Annotated in this window: 20 protein-coding genes; 16 read left to right on the top strand and 4 right to left on the bottom strand. The window is 37.6% G+C overall.

The annotated features are described in order from the left end of the window. Positions 1–51: 51 nt before the first annotated feature. From ACWPVE_RS11865 to ACWPVE_RS11900, 8 genes are all read left to right on the top strand, one after another. Entirely contained in the window at positions 52–807 is a 756-nt protein-coding gene (locus ACWPVE_RS11865) for an ABC transporter ATP-binding protein (protein ID WP_453993566.1), read from the top strand. Beyond that, on the top strand, positions 804–2,741 hold the full coding sequence (locus ACWPVE_RS11870) for an ABC transporter permease (protein WP_453993568.1): 1,938 nt from the start codon (positions 804–806) through the stop codon (positions 2,739–2,741). The genes ACWPVE_RS11865 and ACWPVE_RS11870 overlap by 4 nt, the downstream gene beginning before the upstream one ends. A gap of 499 nt (positions 2,742–3,240) precedes the next feature. Continuing rightward, positions 3,241–4,185 (top strand): metal ABC transporter solute-binding protein, Zn/Mn family, encoded by a 945-nt coding sequence (locus ACWPVE_RS11875; RefSeq protein WP_453997488.1) that lies wholly within the window; start codon positions 3,241–3,243, stop codon positions 4,183–4,185. Then, a complete protein-coding gene (locus ACWPVE_RS11880; RefSeq protein WP_453993570.1) occupies positions 4,182–4,937 on the top strand; it encodes a metal ABC transporter ATP-binding protein in 756 nt (251 codons plus the stop codon). Before ACWPVE_RS11875 ends, ACWPVE_RS11880 begins: the two co-directional genes overlap by 4 nt. Then, positions 4,915–5,835 carry a metal ABC transporter permease gene (locus ACWPVE_RS11885; RefSeq protein WP_453993572.1) on the top strand — a complete coding sequence of 307 codons (921 nt, stop codon included), beginning with the start codon at positions 4,915–4,917 and terminating at the stop codon, positions 5,833–5,835. Before ACWPVE_RS11880 ends, ACWPVE_RS11885 begins: the two co-directional genes overlap by 23 nt. After that, complete coding sequence (locus ACWPVE_RS11890; protein ID WP_453993575.1) at positions 5,832–6,728, top strand: metal ABC transporter permease; 897 nt, start codon at positions 5,832–5,834, stop codon at positions 6,726–6,728. The genes ACWPVE_RS11885 and ACWPVE_RS11890 overlap by 4 nt, the downstream gene beginning before the upstream one ends. Before the next feature lie 55 nt (positions 6,729–6,783). Then, positions 6,784–6,930: a hypothetical protein gene (locus ACWPVE_RS11895; protein ID WP_453993577.1), complete on the top strand. Its 147-nt coding sequence runs from the start codon at positions 6,784–6,786 to the stop codon at positions 6,928–6,930. Between the two features lie 3 nt (positions 6,931–6,933). After that, the gene (locus ACWPVE_RS11900; RefSeq protein ID WP_453993579.1) at positions 6,934–7,326 is read left to right on the top strand and encodes a metal-dependent transcriptional regulator; all 393 of its coding nucleotides are present in this window, start codon (positions 6,934–6,936) and stop codon (positions 7,324–7,326) included. A gap of 270 nt (positions 7,327–7,596) precedes the next feature. Here the strand turns inward: ACWPVE_RS11900 and ACWPVE_RS11905 are convergent, their stop codons facing one another. The 4 genes from ACWPVE_RS11905 to ACWPVE_RS11920 all read right to left on the bottom strand — a co-directional run bounded on the left by ACWPVE_RS11905 (position 7,597) and on the right by ACWPVE_RS11920 (position 11,850). Beyond that, on the bottom strand, positions 7,597–8,355 hold the full coding sequence (locus ACWPVE_RS11905; protein ID WP_453993581.1) for a YibE/F family protein: 759 nt from the start codon (positions 8,353–8,355) through the stop codon (positions 7,597–7,599). Further along, entirely contained in the window at positions 8,352–9,461 is a 1,110-nt protein-coding gene (locus ACWPVE_RS11910) for a YibE/F family protein (RefSeq protein WP_453997490.1), read from the bottom strand. The genes ACWPVE_RS11905 and ACWPVE_RS11910 overlap by 4 nt, the downstream gene beginning before the upstream one ends. A gap of 158 nt (positions 9,462–9,619) precedes the next feature. Beyond that, positions 9,620–10,453 carry an NAD(P)-dependent oxidoreductase gene (locus tag ACWPVE_RS11915; protein ID WP_453993583.1) on the bottom strand — a complete coding sequence of 278 codons (834 nt, stop codon included), beginning with the start codon at positions 10,451–10,453 and terminating at the stop codon, positions 9,620–9,622. A gap of 77 nt (positions 10,454–10,530) precedes the next feature. Further along, positions 10,531–11,850, bottom strand: a complete 1,320-nt coding sequence (locus tag ACWPVE_RS11920) for a GntP family permease (protein ID WP_453993585.1) — start codon at positions 11,848–11,850, stop codon at positions 10,531–10,533. Positions 11,851–12,255: 405 nt separating this feature from the next. On the opposite strand from ACWPVE_RS11920, the gene ACWPVE_RS11925 reads away from it, so the two are divergent. The 8 genes from ACWPVE_RS11925 to ACWPVE_RS11960 all read left to right on the top strand — a co-directional run bounded on the left by ACWPVE_RS11925 (position 12,256) and on the right by ACWPVE_RS11960 (position 19,333). Further along, positions 12,256–13,134 carry a LysR family transcriptional regulator gene (locus tag ACWPVE_RS11925; RefSeq protein ID WP_453993587.1) on the top strand — a complete coding sequence of 293 codons (879 nt, stop codon included), beginning with the start codon at positions 12,256–12,258 and terminating at the stop codon, positions 13,132–13,134. 126 nt (positions 13,135–13,260) lie between these two features. Continuing rightward, the gene (locus tag ACWPVE_RS11930) at positions 13,261–14,181 is read left to right on the top strand and encodes a DMT family transporter (protein ID WP_453993589.1); all 921 of its coding nucleotides are present in this window, start codon (positions 13,261–13,263) and stop codon (positions 14,179–14,181) included. A gap of 217 nt (positions 14,182–14,398) precedes the next feature. Further along, a complete protein-coding gene (locus ACWPVE_RS11935) occupies positions 14,399–15,316 on the top strand; it encodes a DMT family transporter (RefSeq protein ID WP_453993591.1) in 918 nt (305 codons plus the stop codon). A 711-nt stretch (positions 15,317–16,027) separates the two neighbouring features. After that, on the top strand, positions 16,028–16,519 hold the full coding sequence (locus tag ACWPVE_RS11940) for a DUF2975 domain-containing protein (protein ID WP_453993593.1): 492 nt from the start codon (positions 16,028–16,030) through the stop codon (positions 16,517–16,519). Between the two features lie 10 nt (positions 16,520–16,529). Beyond that, positions 16,530–16,742, top strand: coding sequence for a helix-turn-helix domain-containing protein (locus ACWPVE_RS11945; protein ID WP_453993595.1), 213 nt, complete (start codon positions 16,530–16,532; stop codon positions 16,740–16,742). A gap of 51 nt (positions 16,743–16,793) precedes the next feature. Further along, entirely contained in the window at positions 16,794–17,552 is a 759-nt protein-coding gene (locus ACWPVE_RS11950) for an isoprenyl transferase (protein WP_453993597.1), read from the top strand. 265 nt (positions 17,553–17,817) lie between these two features. Continuing rightward, positions 17,818–18,138 carry a PadR family transcriptional regulator gene (locus ACWPVE_RS11955; RefSeq protein ID WP_453993599.1) on the top strand — a complete coding sequence of 107 codons (321 nt, stop codon included), beginning with the start codon at positions 17,818–17,820 and terminating at the stop codon, positions 18,136–18,138. Beyond that, positions 18,131–19,333, top strand: a complete 1,203-nt coding sequence (locus tag ACWPVE_RS11960) for a DUF2812 domain-containing protein (protein ID WP_453993601.1) — start codon at positions 18,131–18,133, stop codon at positions 19,331–19,333. The genes ACWPVE_RS11955 and ACWPVE_RS11960 overlap by 8 nt, the downstream gene beginning before the upstream one ends. Positions 19,334–19,343 lie beyond the last annotated feature (10 nt).

The raw sequence follows: 19,343 nt of genomic DNA on the forward strand, positions 1-19,343 counted from the left end.
AAGGAGAAAATAAGAAATCCTGTCTAAGATAGAGATAAGGAGTTGATATGGTTGAATATTTTAGAAGCGAGTAAAATTGTTAAAACATACGGGAATAAATGGAACCGCCAAGAGGTTTTAAAAGGAATTGATATAGAAGTAAAAAAAGGTGAGTTTGTGGGAATTATGGGTCCATCTGGCTCTGGTAAAACGACTTTATTAAATGTGCTTTCATCGATTGATCGAGTGAGTTCAGGTTCAATCCGAGTGGAAGGCAAGGAATTCACAAGTATGAAAGACAAGGAATTAGCCGAGTTTCGGAAACGTCACCTCGGGTTTATTTTTCAAGAATACCATCTACTTGATACCTTAACAGTTAAAGAAAATATTATGCTACCATTGACTGTTAACAAAATTTCACCTAAGGCCGCGCAAGTCATGTTTGAAGATGTGGCAAAGGAATTAGGGATTTTTGAAGTGAAAGATAAGTATCCAAACGAGATATCGGGCGGTCAGAAGCAAAGAACCTCTGCAGCGCGGGCTTTCGTACACGAACCGAGCATTATTTTTGCAGATGAACCAACGGGCGCACTTGATTCAAAATCTGCCTCAGATTTACTCAACAAATTGAGTGATCTTAATGAAAGGCGAGAAGCGACCATTGTCATGGTGACACATGATCCGCAAGCAGCGAGTTATTGTAGCCGTGTTATTTTTATTCGAGATGGACAAATCTATACGAAATTAAATCGTGGTGAGGAGAGTAGACAGGATTACTTCAACGACATTATTAAGACCCAGGCTGTGTTAGGTGGGGTGGGATCATGAGCTTTAAAAGTCTCATTCTTCGAAATCTAGCAAAGAACATTAAAAACTACTATTTATATGTGTTTGCTCTTATTTTTAGTGTTGCGTTGTATTTTGCTTTCGTCACCTTGCAGTATGATCCTGCTTTGGATGAAACGGCAGGGACTATCAAAGGAGCTGCGGCGATAAAAGCTGCTTCCGTGGTGTTAATTGCTATCGTGATGGTCTTCCTTGTCTATGCGAACACCATATTTATTAAACGACGTGGAAAGGAAATCGGGCTGTTCCAATTAGTTGGAATCTCAAAAGGTAAAACTTTTGGGATTTTGACAGTAGAAAATATGATTCTATATTTCGGATCGATGACCATTGGAACGATTGTTGGCTTTGTTTCCTCGAAACTAGTCATGATGATTCTTTTAAGAATTATTGGGATTGAAGAAGTTGCCCAACTTCGTTTTTCATCGGATGCGCTTGTTCAAACAATCTTTGTCTTTGCTGCCATTTATGTTTTAATCATGGTAATGAACGCATTGTTTATTAAGCAACAGCAAATTTTAACATTATTCCAAACCACTTCTACATCAGAGGAAAGAAAGCGAAAAGTCTCCGTGCTTGAAGTGATAATGGGTGTTCTAGGACTTGTATTCATTATTGTAGGATATTATTTATCAACCATTTTATTTAGTGGTTCATTTAAAATGATGGGACAAATGTTCTTAATGATGGTTGTAATCCTTGCTTCCGTTATTATAGGGACATATTTCTTTTACAAAGGTTCGATTCGGTTTATCTTTAATCTCATTCGTAAAAAGAAGAATGGATATTTGTCTGTTAATCGAGTATTATCTTTGTCGTCGATTATGTTCAGGATGAGATCCAATTCAATTTTGCTAACTGTCATTACAACGATTTCTGCATTATCGCTCGGCTTGCTGTCTCTCACTTATATCTCGTATTATTCAGCTGAAAAGGCAGCAGAAGAAGGGGTAGTGAATCATTTTTCCATTCCAAACAAGGAGCATGCAAATCAATTTACAGAGATGCTGGATGAACAGCATATTAGCTATTCTGTTACTGAAATTGATTTAATGAGCGTGAATACGGATTTAAGCAATGTAATCGAAATCGGGCAACCAGGTAATGAGGATCTCAAAGCTCCAATGATTGTTGTGTCTGATCGCTTTGTTGAGGAAGTTGATGTTGCAGTAAATGAAACAGTATTCATCAATAACAACTCAGCCATAAAAGCATTTTTTACATTTAAAAAAGGAACTGTCATTATGGAAGGGAAAACGAAAACATTTGAATTAGATTCCCTTGGACTCAATGAAATAACCTTACTTCCATTACGATTAACAGGTGGTGGTTTCCCAATTGCGGTGCTTGATGATAGCGTGTATCAGCAATTGGCAGGAGATGTAAACCCAGCGGTAGTCACCGAGTTTCCAGTGTATGTTGGTATTGATATTGAAAAGAGGTCAGAACTGAAAGAAGCGAACCAAATTTTCAATGACTTACAATTGGGTGAATGGGCAGGCCATGAGTCACAACTTGATACCTTTACAAAGCAAAAACAAGCGATGGGCTTGATCATGTTTATTGTTGGCTTTCTTGGATTAGCTTTCTTAATTACATCGGGATGTATCCTTTATTTCAAACAAATGGATGAAGGGGAGGAAGAAAAGGGTAGCTACACAATCTTACGAAAATTAGGTTTTACAAGAACGGATTTGTTAAATGGAATTAAAATCAAACAATTATTCAATTTCGGGATTCCATTAATTGTAGGACTTTCTCACAGCTACTTTGCCGTAAAATCAGGCTGGTTTTGGTTCGGAACCGAGATGTGGACACCGATGATTATCGTTATGGTCTTCTACACTTTGCTCTACTCAATCTTCGGAATTCTATCAGTGATGTACTATAAAAAATTAATCAAAGAAGCACTTTAGGAATAAAAGAGAAAGAGCCGATGCTCCAATTAAAAAATGGGGATCGGCTTTTTTTATTTCACAAAACGATGAAGGACACTTCAAACTGAAAATAAGGTTAATAAATCTTTCGTACGCTTGATGAAGAACAAAGCGAGCAAGAAATGTAGCTGAATAGTCTCTGATAAATCTTATCTGGCCCACTCCGTGCCGAAACCCTGCTCGAAAAGTCTTTTATAATGTCCGAACAGTTTTTTGAACAATCATTCACGCGTATCGTCCAACTTAATAACTCAACGCAAGTTACCTTATAATAGTGAACCTGTCCTGATTTTCTCTGCCTCTTTTTTAATTTTTCTAAGAAATACTCTTGACAGGATGAGCTATTATGAGTTAGTTTTTCCTTAAGGAAACTTTTTGTCAAAGAGGAAACTATAAATTTTTTTACCTAAAAAGTTTCCTTTATGCAACATTTTTTTATTAAAGCAAGGAGGCGCAGAAATTGGGAAATACAATAACGATGATCAGATTAATGATCTTGGGAGTAAGTTTGGCATTTGTTCTTTTAGGATGTAGTAAGACAACAAATGAGCCAACTCATGAGGAGGATTCCATCAAGAAACCAATTCAAGTTGTCACAACGATTGCACAAATAGGTGAACCAATGCAAATCATTGGTGGTGATCGGGTAGAAGTGACGAGTCTTATGGGACCAGGAGTGGATCCCCATTTGTATGAGGCTACTCAAGGTGATATCGCGACACTACAAAATGCAGATATCATTTTTTACAATGGCTTGTACCTTGAAGGAAATCTTGGTGATATCTTCAACAAACTGAGAGAAACAAAACCAGTATTTGCAATTGGCGAGACAATTGATGAAGGACGATTATTAAAAGATGAAGAAGGGGCAACCGACCCGCATATCTGGTTTGATTTAGATCTTTGGAAAGAGGCTTTAGAAAGTGCAACGGATGAACTAATCAAATTTTCGCCTGACGATGCTAGCTATTTTGAACAAAACAAACAAGCGTATTTTTCAAAAATTGATGAGTTAAAAGCAGAGGCTATCGAGAAAATGTCGAGTATTCCGAAAGAGCAACGTATTCTTGTCACTGCACATGACGCGTTCGGCTATTTTGGTCGCATGTACGATATTGAAGTGGTTGGACTACAAGGGTTGAGTACTGAAGATGAAGTCGGCATTTCCGATATCCATTCGACTGTTGATTTATTACTTGAAAAGAAAGTTCCTTCTGTCTTTGTAGAAAGTAGCATCAACCAAAATTCAATTAAGGCCGTTATTGAAGGAGCCGCAAAAAAAGGCCTCGATGTCACGTTGGGTGGAGAACTTTTCTCAGATGCGATGGGGGCTGCTGGAACGGAAGAAGGGACCTATCTTGGAATGTATCGTCACAATGTCAATACGGTTTACGATGGATTAACAAGGAGTGTTAACGAGTGAGTATTCTTCAAGTAGAGAGACTAAGTGCTGCATACCGAAAAAATACAGTGCTTCAAGATGTTTCGTTTACAATACAGCAAGGTTCACTAACCAGTATTGTTGGACCGAACGGAGCGGGAAAATCTACTCTTATTAAAGTCTTATTAGAACTTCACCCACGTTTGTCTGGTACTGCTTCCTTTTTCAATACATCGTTAAAGAAGGTAAAAGCACGCGTTGGGTACGTCCCTCAAAGAGGCTCTGTTGATTGGGATTTTCCGACGGATGCTTTGGATGTGGTAATGATGGGGATGTATGGACAAATCGGGTGGATAAGATGGCCAAATAAACAACATCGAAGAAAAGCATTAGAGGCACTGGAGAAAGTAGGAATGGCTGATTATGCACATCGACAAATTAGTGAATTATCAGGAGGTCAGCAGCAACGGGTATTCCTAGCAAGGGCATTGATCCAAGATGCAGATTTGTATTTTATGGATGAACCACTTGCGGGAGTTGATGCGGCTACAGAACGAGCAATCATGACAATATTAAAAGAATTAAAGAATGAAGGAAGAACCGTACTAGTTGTCCATCATGACCTTCAAACTGTGGAAGATTACTTTGATCAAGTCTTATTCTTAAATCGTTCTGTCATTGCCCACGGTGATGTTTCTTCGACCTTCACGACAACTAATATTGCAAAAACGTATGGTGGAACCGTTCGTTGGTTGAAGGAGGGAGTCGGCATTGTCAATTCTTCTCTCAAGTAATTTTCAGTGGGTATTCATTAGCACACTACTGCTTGGAATCGCTGCAGGCTTGGTCGGCTGCTTAGCGTATTGGAAAAAACAAAGCCTAATGAGCGATGCTCTTTCGCATGCTGCTTTGCCTGGTGTGGTGATGATCTTTCTATTATTTCAAGTGAAAGATTTGTTTGTGTTAATGATTGGAGCCTCAATAAGTGCCCTGCTCGGAGCATTATGTATCATGATGATAAAATCAACAACCCGTATCACCGAAGATACCGCGATGGGGATGATTTTAGCTGTGTTTTTCGGTGGAGGAATTGTTTTACTTACTCTCGTTAACAAGACGAGTACAGGAAATCAAGCTGGTTTAAATAATTTTATCTTCGGGCAAGCAGCTTCTATGGTCTTATCGGATGTGATGACCATGTCGATACTTGCAGTTGCTGTTATATTTATTGTTTTCATAGGATTTAAAGAATGGAAATTATTTCTGTTCGATCCTAACTTTGCAAAAGGATTGAACCTTTCGGTAAAGGCAATGAATGTAGTCTATTTACTGGTTCTTGTTCTAACTATTGTTGTAGGAATCCAGGCAGTAGGTGTTATTCTCATGTCTGCATTATTGATTATTCCACCAGTAAGTGCACGTTACTGGACGCATTCCTTTAAAACAATGATGTGGCTATCAGGGATATTCGGAGGGATTTCAGGAGCTGTTGGAACAACGATCAGTGCATTAGGAACTGGATTACCGACTGGTCCATTCATTGTTGTAACCTCTGGTTCTATTTTTCTACTATCCTTATTTTTCGGTCTGAAAAAGGGATTAGTAGTTGAATCTATGATGCAACGAAATAAAAGAAAAGAAATACTGGAACAGTCGGTATCATCTTCTTTTATAAAGGAGGTAAATCGGTGACATACACTGGTTGGATTTTGTTAACCGCATCCCTAGTCGGCATATCTTGTGGAATTGTCGGGGTCTTTCTTATCCTACGTAAAATGGCAATGATGGCGGATGCGATTAGTCATACCGTGCTACTCGGAATAGTAGCGGCCTATTTGTTAACCCAGAGTTTGAGTGGGATACACATGGTCATTGGGGCTGCTATAGCAGGTATTTTAACAACGTATTTTGTTCAGTGGTTCCATTCAAAAGGAATTGCTCAAGATGCATCAATTGGTGTTGTATTTACAACTCTCTTTTCAATTGGAGTCATCCTGATTGCAACAAAAGTAGGAAATGCCCATCTAGATGTTCAACACGCATTGATGGGAGAAATCTCATTTGTCCCTTGGAATACTGTTCATCTTCCATTGATCGGAGAGTTCCCTTTAGCCACATTTATGTTACTTCTTGTACTAACTGTAGTCATCGTGGTAATCGGTCTTTTTTATAAGGAGTGGAAATTGACAACCTTTGATCCTGCACTTGCAGCTAGTCTCGGAATCCCAGTGCTTGGAATGAATTATCTATTCATGACACTCGTTTCCATAACAACGGTTGCCTCATTTGATGCCGTTGGTGCCATCATGGTAGTCGCTATGTTGATTACGCCAGCAGCGTCAGCCTATCTTTGGACTGACAAACTGCTCATCATGATAGGACTAAGTGCATCATTTGGGGTGATCTCGGCGATAATAGGTTACTATTTTGCAGTCTGGATCGACACTTCCATCTCTGGTTCCATGGCATTTGCAACAGGTATTATTTTTCTCATTAGCTTCACTTGTTCTCCTAAGCATGGAGCGTTATCACATATCATTCGCCCAAAGATTAGGACAAAGGGACATGTTCAAAGTCCTAATTAACGAGGCAAATAAGGGACACCGACTCCCAGTGCACCACGAAAGGAGGGGAAAGCACTTGCATAGAAGCCCCAGAATTTATTCTAAAATGGTAAAATACTCTATCATTCTAAAATATCTTGGAATCCTTGATGTAGATGACGTTAATAAGATTACAAAAGTGGGTTTAAGTAAGGATCAATTAACGGGAACAGGTGATGAATAGGTTTTGAATAAAGGTGGTGTAAATACAGATATGCTTTCAGCCAAGCAAGAAAGGTATCTTGTGGAAATTTATACAAATCTTAATGATGAGGGGTATACACGTGTTTCGCAACTAGCAAAGTCATTAGATGTTTCCGTTCCGTCTGTATCAAAAATGGCGAGGAAATTGAGGGAGGAAGGCTACATTGAATTTAAACGTTATGGAATGATAACACTGACACTAAAGGGGATTGAAATTGCCCAACAAGCAAGATCAAACCATGACGTTCTTGCCCGATTTTTTAAATTAATTGAAGTCAACGAAAAAAATATTAAAGAAGAAGTGAATAAAATAGAGTCTTATATTAGTGATGATGTTATAAAAAAGCTCGACGCATATTTAACCAAAAAAGGTTGACACATAAAAACAGGGACACAAAGCCTGTGTCCCATCAGACTGTTGATAAACACTCGGATACTTTGTTGCTAGCCTCACTCGTCCGCTCATGAAGTCAACTTCTATTCGCGTCTTCGATCGGTGAGTGCGCCTTGTCTGACAAGCGTTTTCAAGACAGTCTGGGAAAGTGAATCTTACGAGTGTTTCCATAAAAATGAGTGTAGACAAAGTCAAGTTTGATTTTGTCTACACTCTGCAGAGACATAAAGCCTGTGTCCAATTCCTCTTTCCTCACTTGCTTTTTTTTACGAAGAAATAGGCTGTAATCCATGCAGTTATAGGAATCACGAGAGTTACGCTTATGCCTGCGATTAAAATCGTGATCATTTCAGCACCAAATATTTTAGAGTTTACGATTTCTCCAAGTGAATAGGACAGGTCCTTAAACCAGATTAGAAGTGCAAGATAGCTTCCGAAAAATGCGAAGAAAAGCGTATTGGTACTTGTTCCAAGGATATCCCTCCCAATGCTTAACCCAGATAAAAATAACTCTTTTCGACTTATGTTTGGATGATGGAAATAGATTTCCCGCATTGGTGATGAGATTGCAATAGCCGCATCCGTAATCGCCCCAATTGTACTCATAATGATGACAGAGACCGCAATCTTTACAAAATCCACACCCACATAAAGGGAGAACATACTAAGTTCCTCGATTTCTTCCTCGCCAAATCCTTGAATCATCGATTTTTTCGTAATCATGAGAATAAACACTAGCAGGATGATTGTCGTAATAATGGTGGAAAGGAAAGCTGTTTTTGTTTTACTGTTTACTTCATTTATATAAAATAGGTTGATTCCACTTATGGCAATACATGCAATTAATGTTAAATAGATGGGATTGAGATTCGGGTCATTCATAAAAATAACCGTCATTAAGAGCACTCCGAAGTTGAAGAATAACGCGAAAAAGGAACGTATTCCTTTTTTACCTCCGATAAGCGCCATTAGTATAAATAGAATGACTGCTAATAAGACTAGTGCATTCATTGTCTCGCCCTCTTTCTCATGATGAAAAAGATTGTCGTATATAATCCAATCGGAATCGTTAATACAATCCCAATTCCACCAGCGAGTGCTCTGGCCAATTCTAAGGATAGGTTCATGTTCAGTGTAAAGCCAAATGGGGATGCATTCTTAAAATACAGTATCAATAATGGAATCGAGCCACTGATATACGCAAAAAATAAAATATTCGTCATCGTTCCCATAATATCTCGCCCTATTTCCAACCCAGATTTCACAAGTGCTTTAACAGGGATGCTGTTGTTTTTTTCATATAAACTGAAGAGGGAAGAAGACATCGTGATGGCAATATCCATTACTGCTCCCAGTGAACCAATAAATAATCCAGCCATAAAAACCGTTTTATATGGCCTTGTAATAAACTGTAACTCTTCATAGCGTAGTCCTTCGCCAGAAGTAATCCTAATCACTAAAAAAGCTACTGCTAAGGAAACAAATGTGCCTAACAGTGTTGCAATAATGGCGGAATAAGTCTTTTCATTCAGACCATTCACTAGCAATAAAGAAATAACTGTAAAGAGAATGATCCCTACGCTACATATCACTAATAGATTTCGATCTGGTTGCTCCAAATAAAGATCCAAAGCATAAGATAAAATGACTGCATTTATGACCAGACTGAAAATCGAAAAAAGACCTTGCTTTTTTCCTACTAATAGAAGTACAAAAATAAACACCCAAGCTACTAAAAGCAAATATTTATCACGTTTCACTTCTAGAATCGTTCCGGTTAACTCGGAAACATTATCATCATTTTGGTCAACTTTAATAAATACCTCATCCCCAAGATGAAATTCATGATCATATGCCTTCGATGATGAAAATTCGTTGACGAGCAAAACTAGTCTTCCTCTATTATCCCCATTTTTTATTTCAGCTGTGATGTGTTGAGTAAACATGTTATCCTTATTATTAAACGTATCGATTAGTTCTGTTTTTTCTACACGATCAATTTCAATCATTTTGGCAATCGTGTTTTCATAGAAAGAGTAATTGTTATTCACAAAAATAATACTCGCACCGAAACAAAGAAGGAGCACGATGTAAAAGATCTTTTGTTTGAAAGTCATCTTTTTATAAAAAGAAATCAAAATCAAATACCCTCCAAAAACCCAATTTGGACTCTAGTATAACACAGGGAGAAAAGGAAGGTTTAACATCGAAGTTGCTCTGAGTATAGTCTGGAAATAAACAAAGCGTTCTGCTCAAGACAGAACGCTTTTTACAATTATGCTTTTGGTTTTTCTTTCCCCATTGAATCAAATAATTGAGTGGATGATAGGGCATTGAATGGTAGGGTAACATTGTGTTTTAGCCCCTCATTATAAGCTGCTTTTAAGTCTTTTAATAATACAGCTAATGCAGTGTCAGCAGTCCATTCCGAAACATCGCTCCAATTTCTTGCTACCCAACTATCACCTGTGCTTACTTGAAGTAGATTAATTACTTCTTCCTCAGGTAAGTTATAATTGTTTGCTAGTTTAAGGCCTTCAGCGACAGCATTCATATTAATTCCAAGGATCATATTATTAACTAATTTTGCGACTTGGCTGTTACCTGGTTCGCTACCGTAGTAGAAAGTATTTGAACCGATTGCATCAAAGTAAGGTTGGAAAGACTTGACGATCTCTTCTTTACCAGACGTCATAATGGATAATGTTCCAGCTTGAGCACCTGAAGCACCACCACTTACCGCTGCAGAAATTAAGGTTAAGTCACTTTCTTCTTCCACTTTTTTGCCTAATTCATTCATGGTATCAGGGTCCAGTGTACTCATGACAATAAGTGTTTTGTTTTTAGGCTGTGCAGATAATAGGCCGTTTTCACCAAACGTAATGTCCACATTTTGTGCATAGTCGCGAACCATTGAGATGATGGCTTCGTCAGCTTGTTCAGCTACTTCTTTTAATGTTTCTACCATTGTTATTCCAGCAGCTTCTGCCTTCTCATAAACACCTTTAAACGCATCATAGCCGATTACTTCAAAACCAGCTTTCTTTAAATTAACTGCCATTGGGAATCCCATTGTTCCTAAACCTACAAATCCAATTTTTTTACTCATGTTATATCCTCCTCGATGATTAATCGTTATTTATTTACAAAAAGCACTTTATATAAAGTTCTTATTGTCCTACCTTATTAAGCTAAACCTAGGATTGTCATGATAACGATAACAGCCATTGCAATCCAGTGGGTAACGCTTATACTGATAAATCCATTTTTGAATGTATCTTTCATTGTTAATCCTGTTATATTGTTAAAGATAATCAAGAATCCAGAGTAAGGAACAATTGATAGAGCTCCAGATCCGATTGCAATTGCACGGTGAACCGTTTCAGGTGATAGTCCCATGTCTAAATAGATAGGTGCGAAATTCGCAACAGAGATTCCAATTGCACCAACGGCTGAAGCTGTAATACCACCGATAAGACCTGTACCAATCATTAATGATAGGATTGGAGGCCCTGGTATAGATTGAATTAATTGGAATACACCTTTAAATGCAGGAACACTTGTGGCAATACTACCAAATGCAATTGTACTACCAGTCGTAATCGTAGATGATAATGATTCATTAGCTCCTTGATTCAATACTTCCTTCTGGGCTGCGATTTGTTTACGGAATAAAATTGCACTTAATACAATCGCGGCAATTAAAGCGACAATGATAATGTTACTTACAGAACTAAATAGTAATATGATGCCTAATAACACGATAATAGGTAGTAAACTAAAAATAAATGGTGGGAGGTCACGTTGAGTTGCTTCCTTGCTATGATCAACCTTCTCCGCCACATCAAATGTCTCGTTTTTACGCAAGCTACTGGACAATGAGATTTTCATAAAAATAAGAATAAATATAATTGCTACAATGGAAGTGACAATCCCGATAGCTGGCGCAGCAGTTAAGGTAGTTCCTAATGCTGTGGAAGGCACAACATTATGTAAAGAAGGTGCCCCTGGTAACATGGTCATCGTGAATGTTGAAGTACCACCAAATACTGGGATGGTAACTAATTTCCATGAAAGATTAAGTTGTCTAAAAATTGGTTTTGCCATTGGAATTAATGCAAAAATAATAACGAATACATTAATACCACCGTACGTAAGAATGGCGGATATAATAAATAGTGCAACTAATGCGTTGTACGGATTTTTGGTTCCTACTACAGACAAGACTTTATTTGCAATTGAAACAGTAGCTCCACTTTTATCCATGTATTTCGCTAGGATGGAACCTAATAAGAAAATTGCAAAGTTGGATGCTATAAACCCAGCTAGAGACGTCATATATGAGTTCTCTTTACCAAATACGGTTTCTAGTATCGGTACGTCGTTAAAAAGCAACACGACAATCGTCGCAATAGGTGCAGCAACAATGATATTGAACTTTTTAATAATAAAGAGAACGATTGTCGCAATCCCTAACAAAATCCCTAAAATTCCTAATAAATCCATTTTAATTATTCCCCTTTATTCTAGCTGTTACGTCGTTAGAAGCAGCGTTTACAAACTTTTATATGATAATTCCTTCCGTTATTCCTTATCTGAACTCTGTCTACCCCCCCTATGATAATGACACGATGATTAGTGAAATTTATTAACAGGAATTAAAAATATTGAAATAAAGAATCTTAATACCAAGATAAATTATCCCTAACAAATATTAATGTAACCGAAATCATACTATAAGTAAAATGAATATAAGTTATAAAAATTATGCTTTTTATCTATAGTTCGTATATAATCCCTGTGTAGCCTACGTTTGCTAGTAGGAACGAAAATTTGTACAAATTTCTACATATAGCTAATATGAATTGTATGAATAATAATCATGAAATGAATCTATAAAGGAGTCGAACGATGGATACGAGGCAATTATATTATTTTATTGAAGTGGCAAGGCAAAAAAGCTTTACTCGCGCAGCTCAAGTTCTCTGCTTATCTCAACCGACTATTAGCAAAATGGTAAGAAATCTTGAAGATGAGTTGAAAGTGGAACTAATCGATCGGTCAGCGAAGAAGATTGAGTTAACTGTTGCAGGAGAAATTGTGTTTGAGGAAGGAAAAAAGATTTTAGAGAAGATAGATGATTTATCGTTATTGTTGAACGACATGATGAATTTGAAAAAAGGAAAGCTAAAAATTGGAGTTCCTCCTCTGATTGGGTTTTTATTTTTTCCAGAAATTCTAAAGGGATTCCGAGATTTATATCCAGATATTTCACTACAATTAGTAGAAAATGGTGCGATTAAAATAAGGGAAGCGGTAAAAGAAGGAGCAATTGATTTAGGTATAGCTCCATTACCCGTAGAGGAGGATGAATTTAATATTCATTCTTTTGTTGAGGAAGACATGATGTTATTTGTTCATTCATCACATCCTCTTGCTAGGAAAGAGCAAGTTTCCTTAGTAGACATAAAAGACGAACCATTTGTACACTTTCAGGATGATTCTACACTCTATCAGCAGGTTATAAGGGAGTGTTTAAAAGTAGGTTTTCGTCCCAATGTCATATACCAAAGTACATACTGGGATTTTATCACAGAATTGGTGAAGCAAAATCTTGGCGTCTCTATTTTTCCAAAATCCCTTGTAAAAAAGATTGACTCTGCTTCAATTAAAGCAGTACCAATTGTAGACCCCTCTATTGTCTGGAAAATAGGGATTATTTTAAAAAAAGATAAGTATGTATCATATGCAGCAAGGGAAATGGTTTCTTATATTTGTTCCTCAAAATAATGAAAATATCGTATTATGAAAAAAGTATGTATAGCTTAAAACTATTTTGGGAGGTCTCCTTATACAGTAGTTCGGAAAATTGCGGTTTGTGGTTCTCCCACATTTTATCAATAAAAGGAGGTTTACATGCGAAAATATTATGGAGAAATAGGACTTACGATTGTAGCCATTATTTGGGGGAGCGGGTTTGTGGCAAGTGCGGTATCACTTGAACATTACACGCCTTATCAGATTCTTGCCATTCGCTTTTTAATTGGTGTTATCTTGTTAAGTCTTGTTTTTTATAAGAAACTAAAGCAAATCAAAAAAAGTACGATTATCAAAGGGTCAGTAATTGGACTTTTTCTATACTTGGCTTTTGTCCTGCAAACCGTTGGGTTGGTATATACGACTCCATCCAAAAACGCCTTTCTCACCGCAGTAAATGTAGTGATTGTTCCGTTCATTGCGTTTTTTATTTATAAGCGGAAAATGGATAGGTTTGAATGGTTAGGCGCTTTTTTGGCCATTACGGGAATTGGGGTTTTATCGTTAAAATTCTCTGGTGGCATCAATATTGGGGACCTGCTTACTTTATTATGTGCAGTAGGATTCGCCTTTCACATTTTTTATACGGCTCAATTTGTTAAAGAGGAAGACCCAGTATTATTAACGATTACTCAAATGGCAGTTGCAACAATTTTAGGATTTTTGGTTGTTTTTTTAAAAGGAGAGACAACATTTTCAATGGAAGCCGAAGGTATGGTGAATGTATTATACTTAGGCGTGTTCTCTACGACACTTGCATTCTTATTACAAACTGTTGCACAAAAATTTACCACAGAAACGAATGCAGCAATCATCTTATCAACAGAGGCTTTATGGGGAACGATATTCTCCGTCATCATTTTAAGTGAGGTTTTAACAGTAAAAATGATGATCGGAGCGATCCTAATTTTATCTGCCATCGTACTGTCCGAAACAAAACTGAGCTTTATCCCACGCGTAACGAGCGGTATGGCACCTTCTTCTAGTGTAGAGGATTCAAAGAAGATTGGTGGGAAGTAACTATTTGAAAATGGACTGGATTGCTACATGAGTGAGGAAGAAACTCCTTCTTAACAAAGGGTGGATGAAAAAAATTATTTACATGCCATCAAGGCAAATTAAGAGGTGTGTTTTCTCCCTTTTTTCTTGTCTTTTGCTATGATAAAGTGAGTGTAATATTTTAAATAATCAAGAAATCTGATAATAGTAGGCAATACAAAGATCGGGGGAAGCGCTGATGAGCAAAAAGATGGCGGGGCTATCAATTGCAGCGGGTGCGGCATTATGGGGAATAATTGGCTTATTTGTTAGCAATCTATATGCAATTGGTTTTACACCATTACAAGTCGTTACGGTAAGAGCGATTGTGGCGTCCCTTTTTCTGATTACATACACCCTATTGAAAAATCCGCAAAGATTTAAAATTAAGGTAGCAGACAGCAAGTACTTTATTGGAACAGGAATCATCAGTATTGTCTTCTTTAACTGGTGCATGTTTGTCGCTATAGAGGAAACCTCCATTTCCGTTGCAGCGATTTTGCTTTATACGGCGCCAGCATTTGTCACGATTTTTGCAAGGTTCCTTTTCAAAGAGAAATTAACGATTCGAAAAATAATAGCCCTTGCAGCGACAATCGTAGGATGTGCCTTTGTTGTAGGTGTCTTCCCGAGCTTCTCTGGTACAATATCCATCTTTGGAATAATTGTCGGAATTGGTTCTGGTTTCTTTTATGCTCTTTATAGCATTTTTGGGAAATTTGCTCTTAAAAAATACGATTCACTTACTGTTACCGTGTATACCTTTATTTTTGCAGCAGTAGCTGTTACACCTTTCAGTGGGATTTGGTCGGTGGTGGATCTATTAGCAGATATAAAAGCGTGGATGTACATTATCGGTCTTGGACTTTTGTCTACAATGATGGCTTTTATTCTTTATACAAAAGGATTACAGTATATTGAATCAAGCCGCGCTTCCATTATTGCCACAGTTGAACCCGTCGTTGCCGCTATTATTGGCTTTTTTATCTTTCAGGAAACCTTGCAAATGTGGCAATATGTGGGTATGGGCCTAGTCATTATAGCCGTAATCATCGTTCAGGAATCAAGTGAAAAATCACCGAAAAAGACATTAATCGAAAACGAGACCACATTATGAATAAGGTGAGTAAGTAAAAATTGTATTGGTTGTCTTTGGAATAAATGCATTACTCAGGGACAATGTTGATAATAGGAAATCAACCTTACCGTAATCTATGCAGCGGTCATCTTGTTCTCTATTCGGTTGGGTGTACAGTCGAATTTATGATTAAATCAAAAAAGCGTCCATTCGGACGTTTTTTTAGTGGAAAAAAAGTAAATAGAATATATTATTTTTACATAGTGATAGCATGCTTTGGAGAGACTTAGTACTTGCTTGTAGGCAAGGATACCTTACCTAACTTTTCAGAATTACGAGTTCGATTGATACTATGATTCTGACACACCGCACGCATAATTAGCCATATAAATCCAAATCAATGTGTAAATCTGACAGTCACCTAGTTTTTTATAGATTTAAAGTCCGATTGATTGCCTTTCTCCGACACAGGACAAGACTTTAATCCCAATCCCCCTCCATTCTTCCCCTAACACTCTATCAACCTTCCACAATTCTTGTCCCAGTCAGTACCACAACTGCATCACAAACATGAATAAAACATTGACACCTTTTTTAAAAATGAGAGTATATAGTGATGAGTCACCAAACAGATTATACCAATCAATTCATGTAAACAATAAAAACGGAATAAAAAACAACAATATTTTATTGTAAAACGATAAAATATATGTTAAATTAAATTGACATTAAATTTGTGAGGTGCTATTTATGAAACAAACTTCAACACTTTTTTTAAAAGTAGTGATCATCATAATGGGAATTCCCGTTTTGGCTCTTTGTATATTTGGACTACCAAGGCTTGCTATTGTAGCATTTGAAGAAGCGGGAAATGGTGCAACATTGGGTTACATGGTACTTGGGATTTTAACCCTTATGTATATCTCGGCGGTACCCTTTTACATTGCGTTGTACCAAGCTTTTACACTTTTAAATTATATTGATAAGAACATCGCTTTTTCGGATCTATCTGTAAGAGCCTTAAAGAAAATAAGAAACTGTGCGATTACAATCAGTGTCTTATATATGCTAGCTTTACCATTCGTCTTTATAATTGCAGAGTGGGATGACGCACCAGGCCTTGTCTTAATCGGATTGGTGATTGTGGGTGCTTCCATGGTGATTGCAGTCTTTGCTGCTGTACTCAAAAAGCTTTTACAAGAAGCGATCAACATTAAAAATGAAAATGATTTAACAGTCTGAGGTGAATACATTGGCGATTATTATAAATATTGACGTGATGCTGGCTAAAAGAAAAATGAGTGTAACTGAACTTTCAGAAAGAGTTGGTATAACCATGGCAAACCTATCGATCTTAAAAAATGGAAAAGCGAAAGCCATTCGGTTAACCACTTTAGATGCAATTTGTAAGGCTTTAGATTGCCAGCCAGGAGACATTTTAGAATACCGTAGTGATGAAGAATGATGGGGTGGGCAGTTGTTGCTCACTGATAATACAGATTAAGGGGAAGAAACGATGGCAATGAAAATTCCTTTTTTAAATAATCAACCGAAAGAGTCTTTACTTTATGGGGAAGGTCATACTCCAGAGCATATCGCAATCATTATGGATGGAAACGGGCGCTGGGCGAAGAAAAGAGGTTTACCTAGGGTAGCTGGTCATAAAGAGGGAATAACTGCTGTAGTAAAAATAGTCAAGGCAGCAGTCAAATGTAATGTGAAAGTCTTAACACTATATACGTTTTCTACGGAAAATTGGAAACGCCCGAAGCTTGAAGTTGAAACGATATTGAGGCTTCCAAAGGAATTTCTTCATCTTTATTTGCCAGAACTTATAGCCAATAACGTGCGTATTGAGGCAATAGGGGATATGGCGAACCTTCCATCTCATACAAGGGAAGCGATACAGTACGCGATTGAACGTACCCGAAACAATGACGGTCTTTTATTGAATTTTGCACTCAACTATGGAAGTAGGCATGAGTTACTAGATGCCATGAAAGCTGTGCTTAAGGATGTGCATGATGCGAAAATATCACTTGATGACCTGGATGAACAACAGTTTTCAAAATACTTATATACTGCAACTCTCCCAGAACCTGATCTCCTTATCCGTACTGGTGGAGAGAAACGCTTGAGCAATTTTCTCCTTTGGCAGTTAGCCTATACGGAGTTCTGGTTCACAGATGTTCTGTGGCCAGACTTCTCTGAGAAGGAATTTCTAAAAGCACTAGAAGATTTTCGTCAACGAAAACGAAGATATGGTGGAGTATAATGAAAGATGGAGGCAGGCTAACACAACATGTTGAGTCTCTCCCTCCACCTCTAAATGAAAATTGATTCATTCGCGATTGCAAAAATAATGCAGTCGCTTTTTTATATTTACATTTAGGCATTTTTCACTTACTATTATGTTATGCGATATATCGTTATGCATAATATCGAGAGACATAATATAAGAGTATGAGGACATGACACACTTTGTTCCAGGAGGGACAGTTCCACTTGCCCTCTGATCTAAAGAAAGAAGGGATATAAGAATGGCATACAATGGAGGACCAATGACTGAGGCGATGTACTATGTTCTACTTGCGCTCATGCACCCGAACCATGGATACCAATTGATGCAGGCAATTACAGAGGTTTCGAATGGTAGGGTCAAGATGGGACCAGGGACTCTGTATGGGGTTCTGGCAAGGATGCAAAAGGATGGGCTAATTTCGCTAGCAGAAGATGATGGCAGGAGAAAGACATATGAAATTACAGCAGATGGAGAACAGGCGTTAAGAAATGAGTATAGGCGACTTAAGTCACAAATTGAAGATGGTAAAATCTTAGAGGGTGGTGATGAAAATGAGTAAGATCGTCTGGAAAATTCGGCCAAGTGACTATTGGCGAATTGGTGAGCATGAAAGCTGGTTTACGGACATGGCAGCTCAAGGGTTACATCTCAAAAAAATGGGAAGAATATTTGCTCACTTTGTGAAAAGTGAACCGAAAAAAATGAAGTATAGAATTGATGTCACAATGAAAGGAAAAATGAATCCTGAACAGATTGAGCTGTATTCGGACAGTGGCTGGGATTATGTTACAGGTTATCAAGGATTTCATGTGTTTTCATCACCAGTGGAGCGTGAGGCATCAGAGATACATACAGACCCAGCCGAGCAATCCTATACATTAAAGGAACTTGATAAAAAATTAATCTTAAATGCGGGATTCATTGTGGTCGCATTGCTTTTAATACTTGGCATGTTGTCTTCGTTGTGGTTTCTTGATGGAACACCAACCTATATGTTGGTTGAGGGGGCAGCTGTTACACAAACGATTTTGTCGATAATCATTGGTTATCATGCCTATAATTCACTACTAGCAGCTACCTCTATTCGCGCTTTACGAAAAAGTTTGATAGAAGGAAAACCAATTGACCACCATGCCCCATGGAAGAAGCGCCATCGGTTCAATTCGGTAGTATCATTTCTTTTTATAGTGGTTGCTGGATTGACTGCGATCGTTCCATTTACACAATTAGCAAAAATGGACACTAAAACATTACCTACAGAAAGTCCGAACTTGCCGATTGTTCGATTAGCTGAGATCGAACAGAATCCTGCTTTGGTTCGAGGGGAATCAGAATTTATGAAGAATGGTGTTGATTGGTCAAATCGTATTTCAACGAATTGGAGTCCATTTGCACCTGTGCAATATGAGTCAGACGAAAACGGAATGATTCCAGGGGAAATGTGGAGGGACGAAAGCGGTAAATACACACCTTTTCTTGAAACAAAGTACTTCCAGCTTAGATTTCCAATTATGACAGATAACCTACTTACTGATTTAATAAAAAGATATAGCTATAGTGACAGTTTAGATGATTACCAAGAAATAAAGCATCCAGACCTCGATCATCTACTTGTTCATGAAGAGAAAGAAAGAAAAGAAGTATTCGCTTCAAAAGGAAAAGAAGTTATATTTGTCCGTTATCATGGTTACGCTAATATAGATTTAATAATAGAAAGTATTGTAGAAAAGATGGAACTCAAAGGTTTTCAATAGATATGGGAAC

The organism is Bacillus nitroreducens, assembly GCF_964021195.1.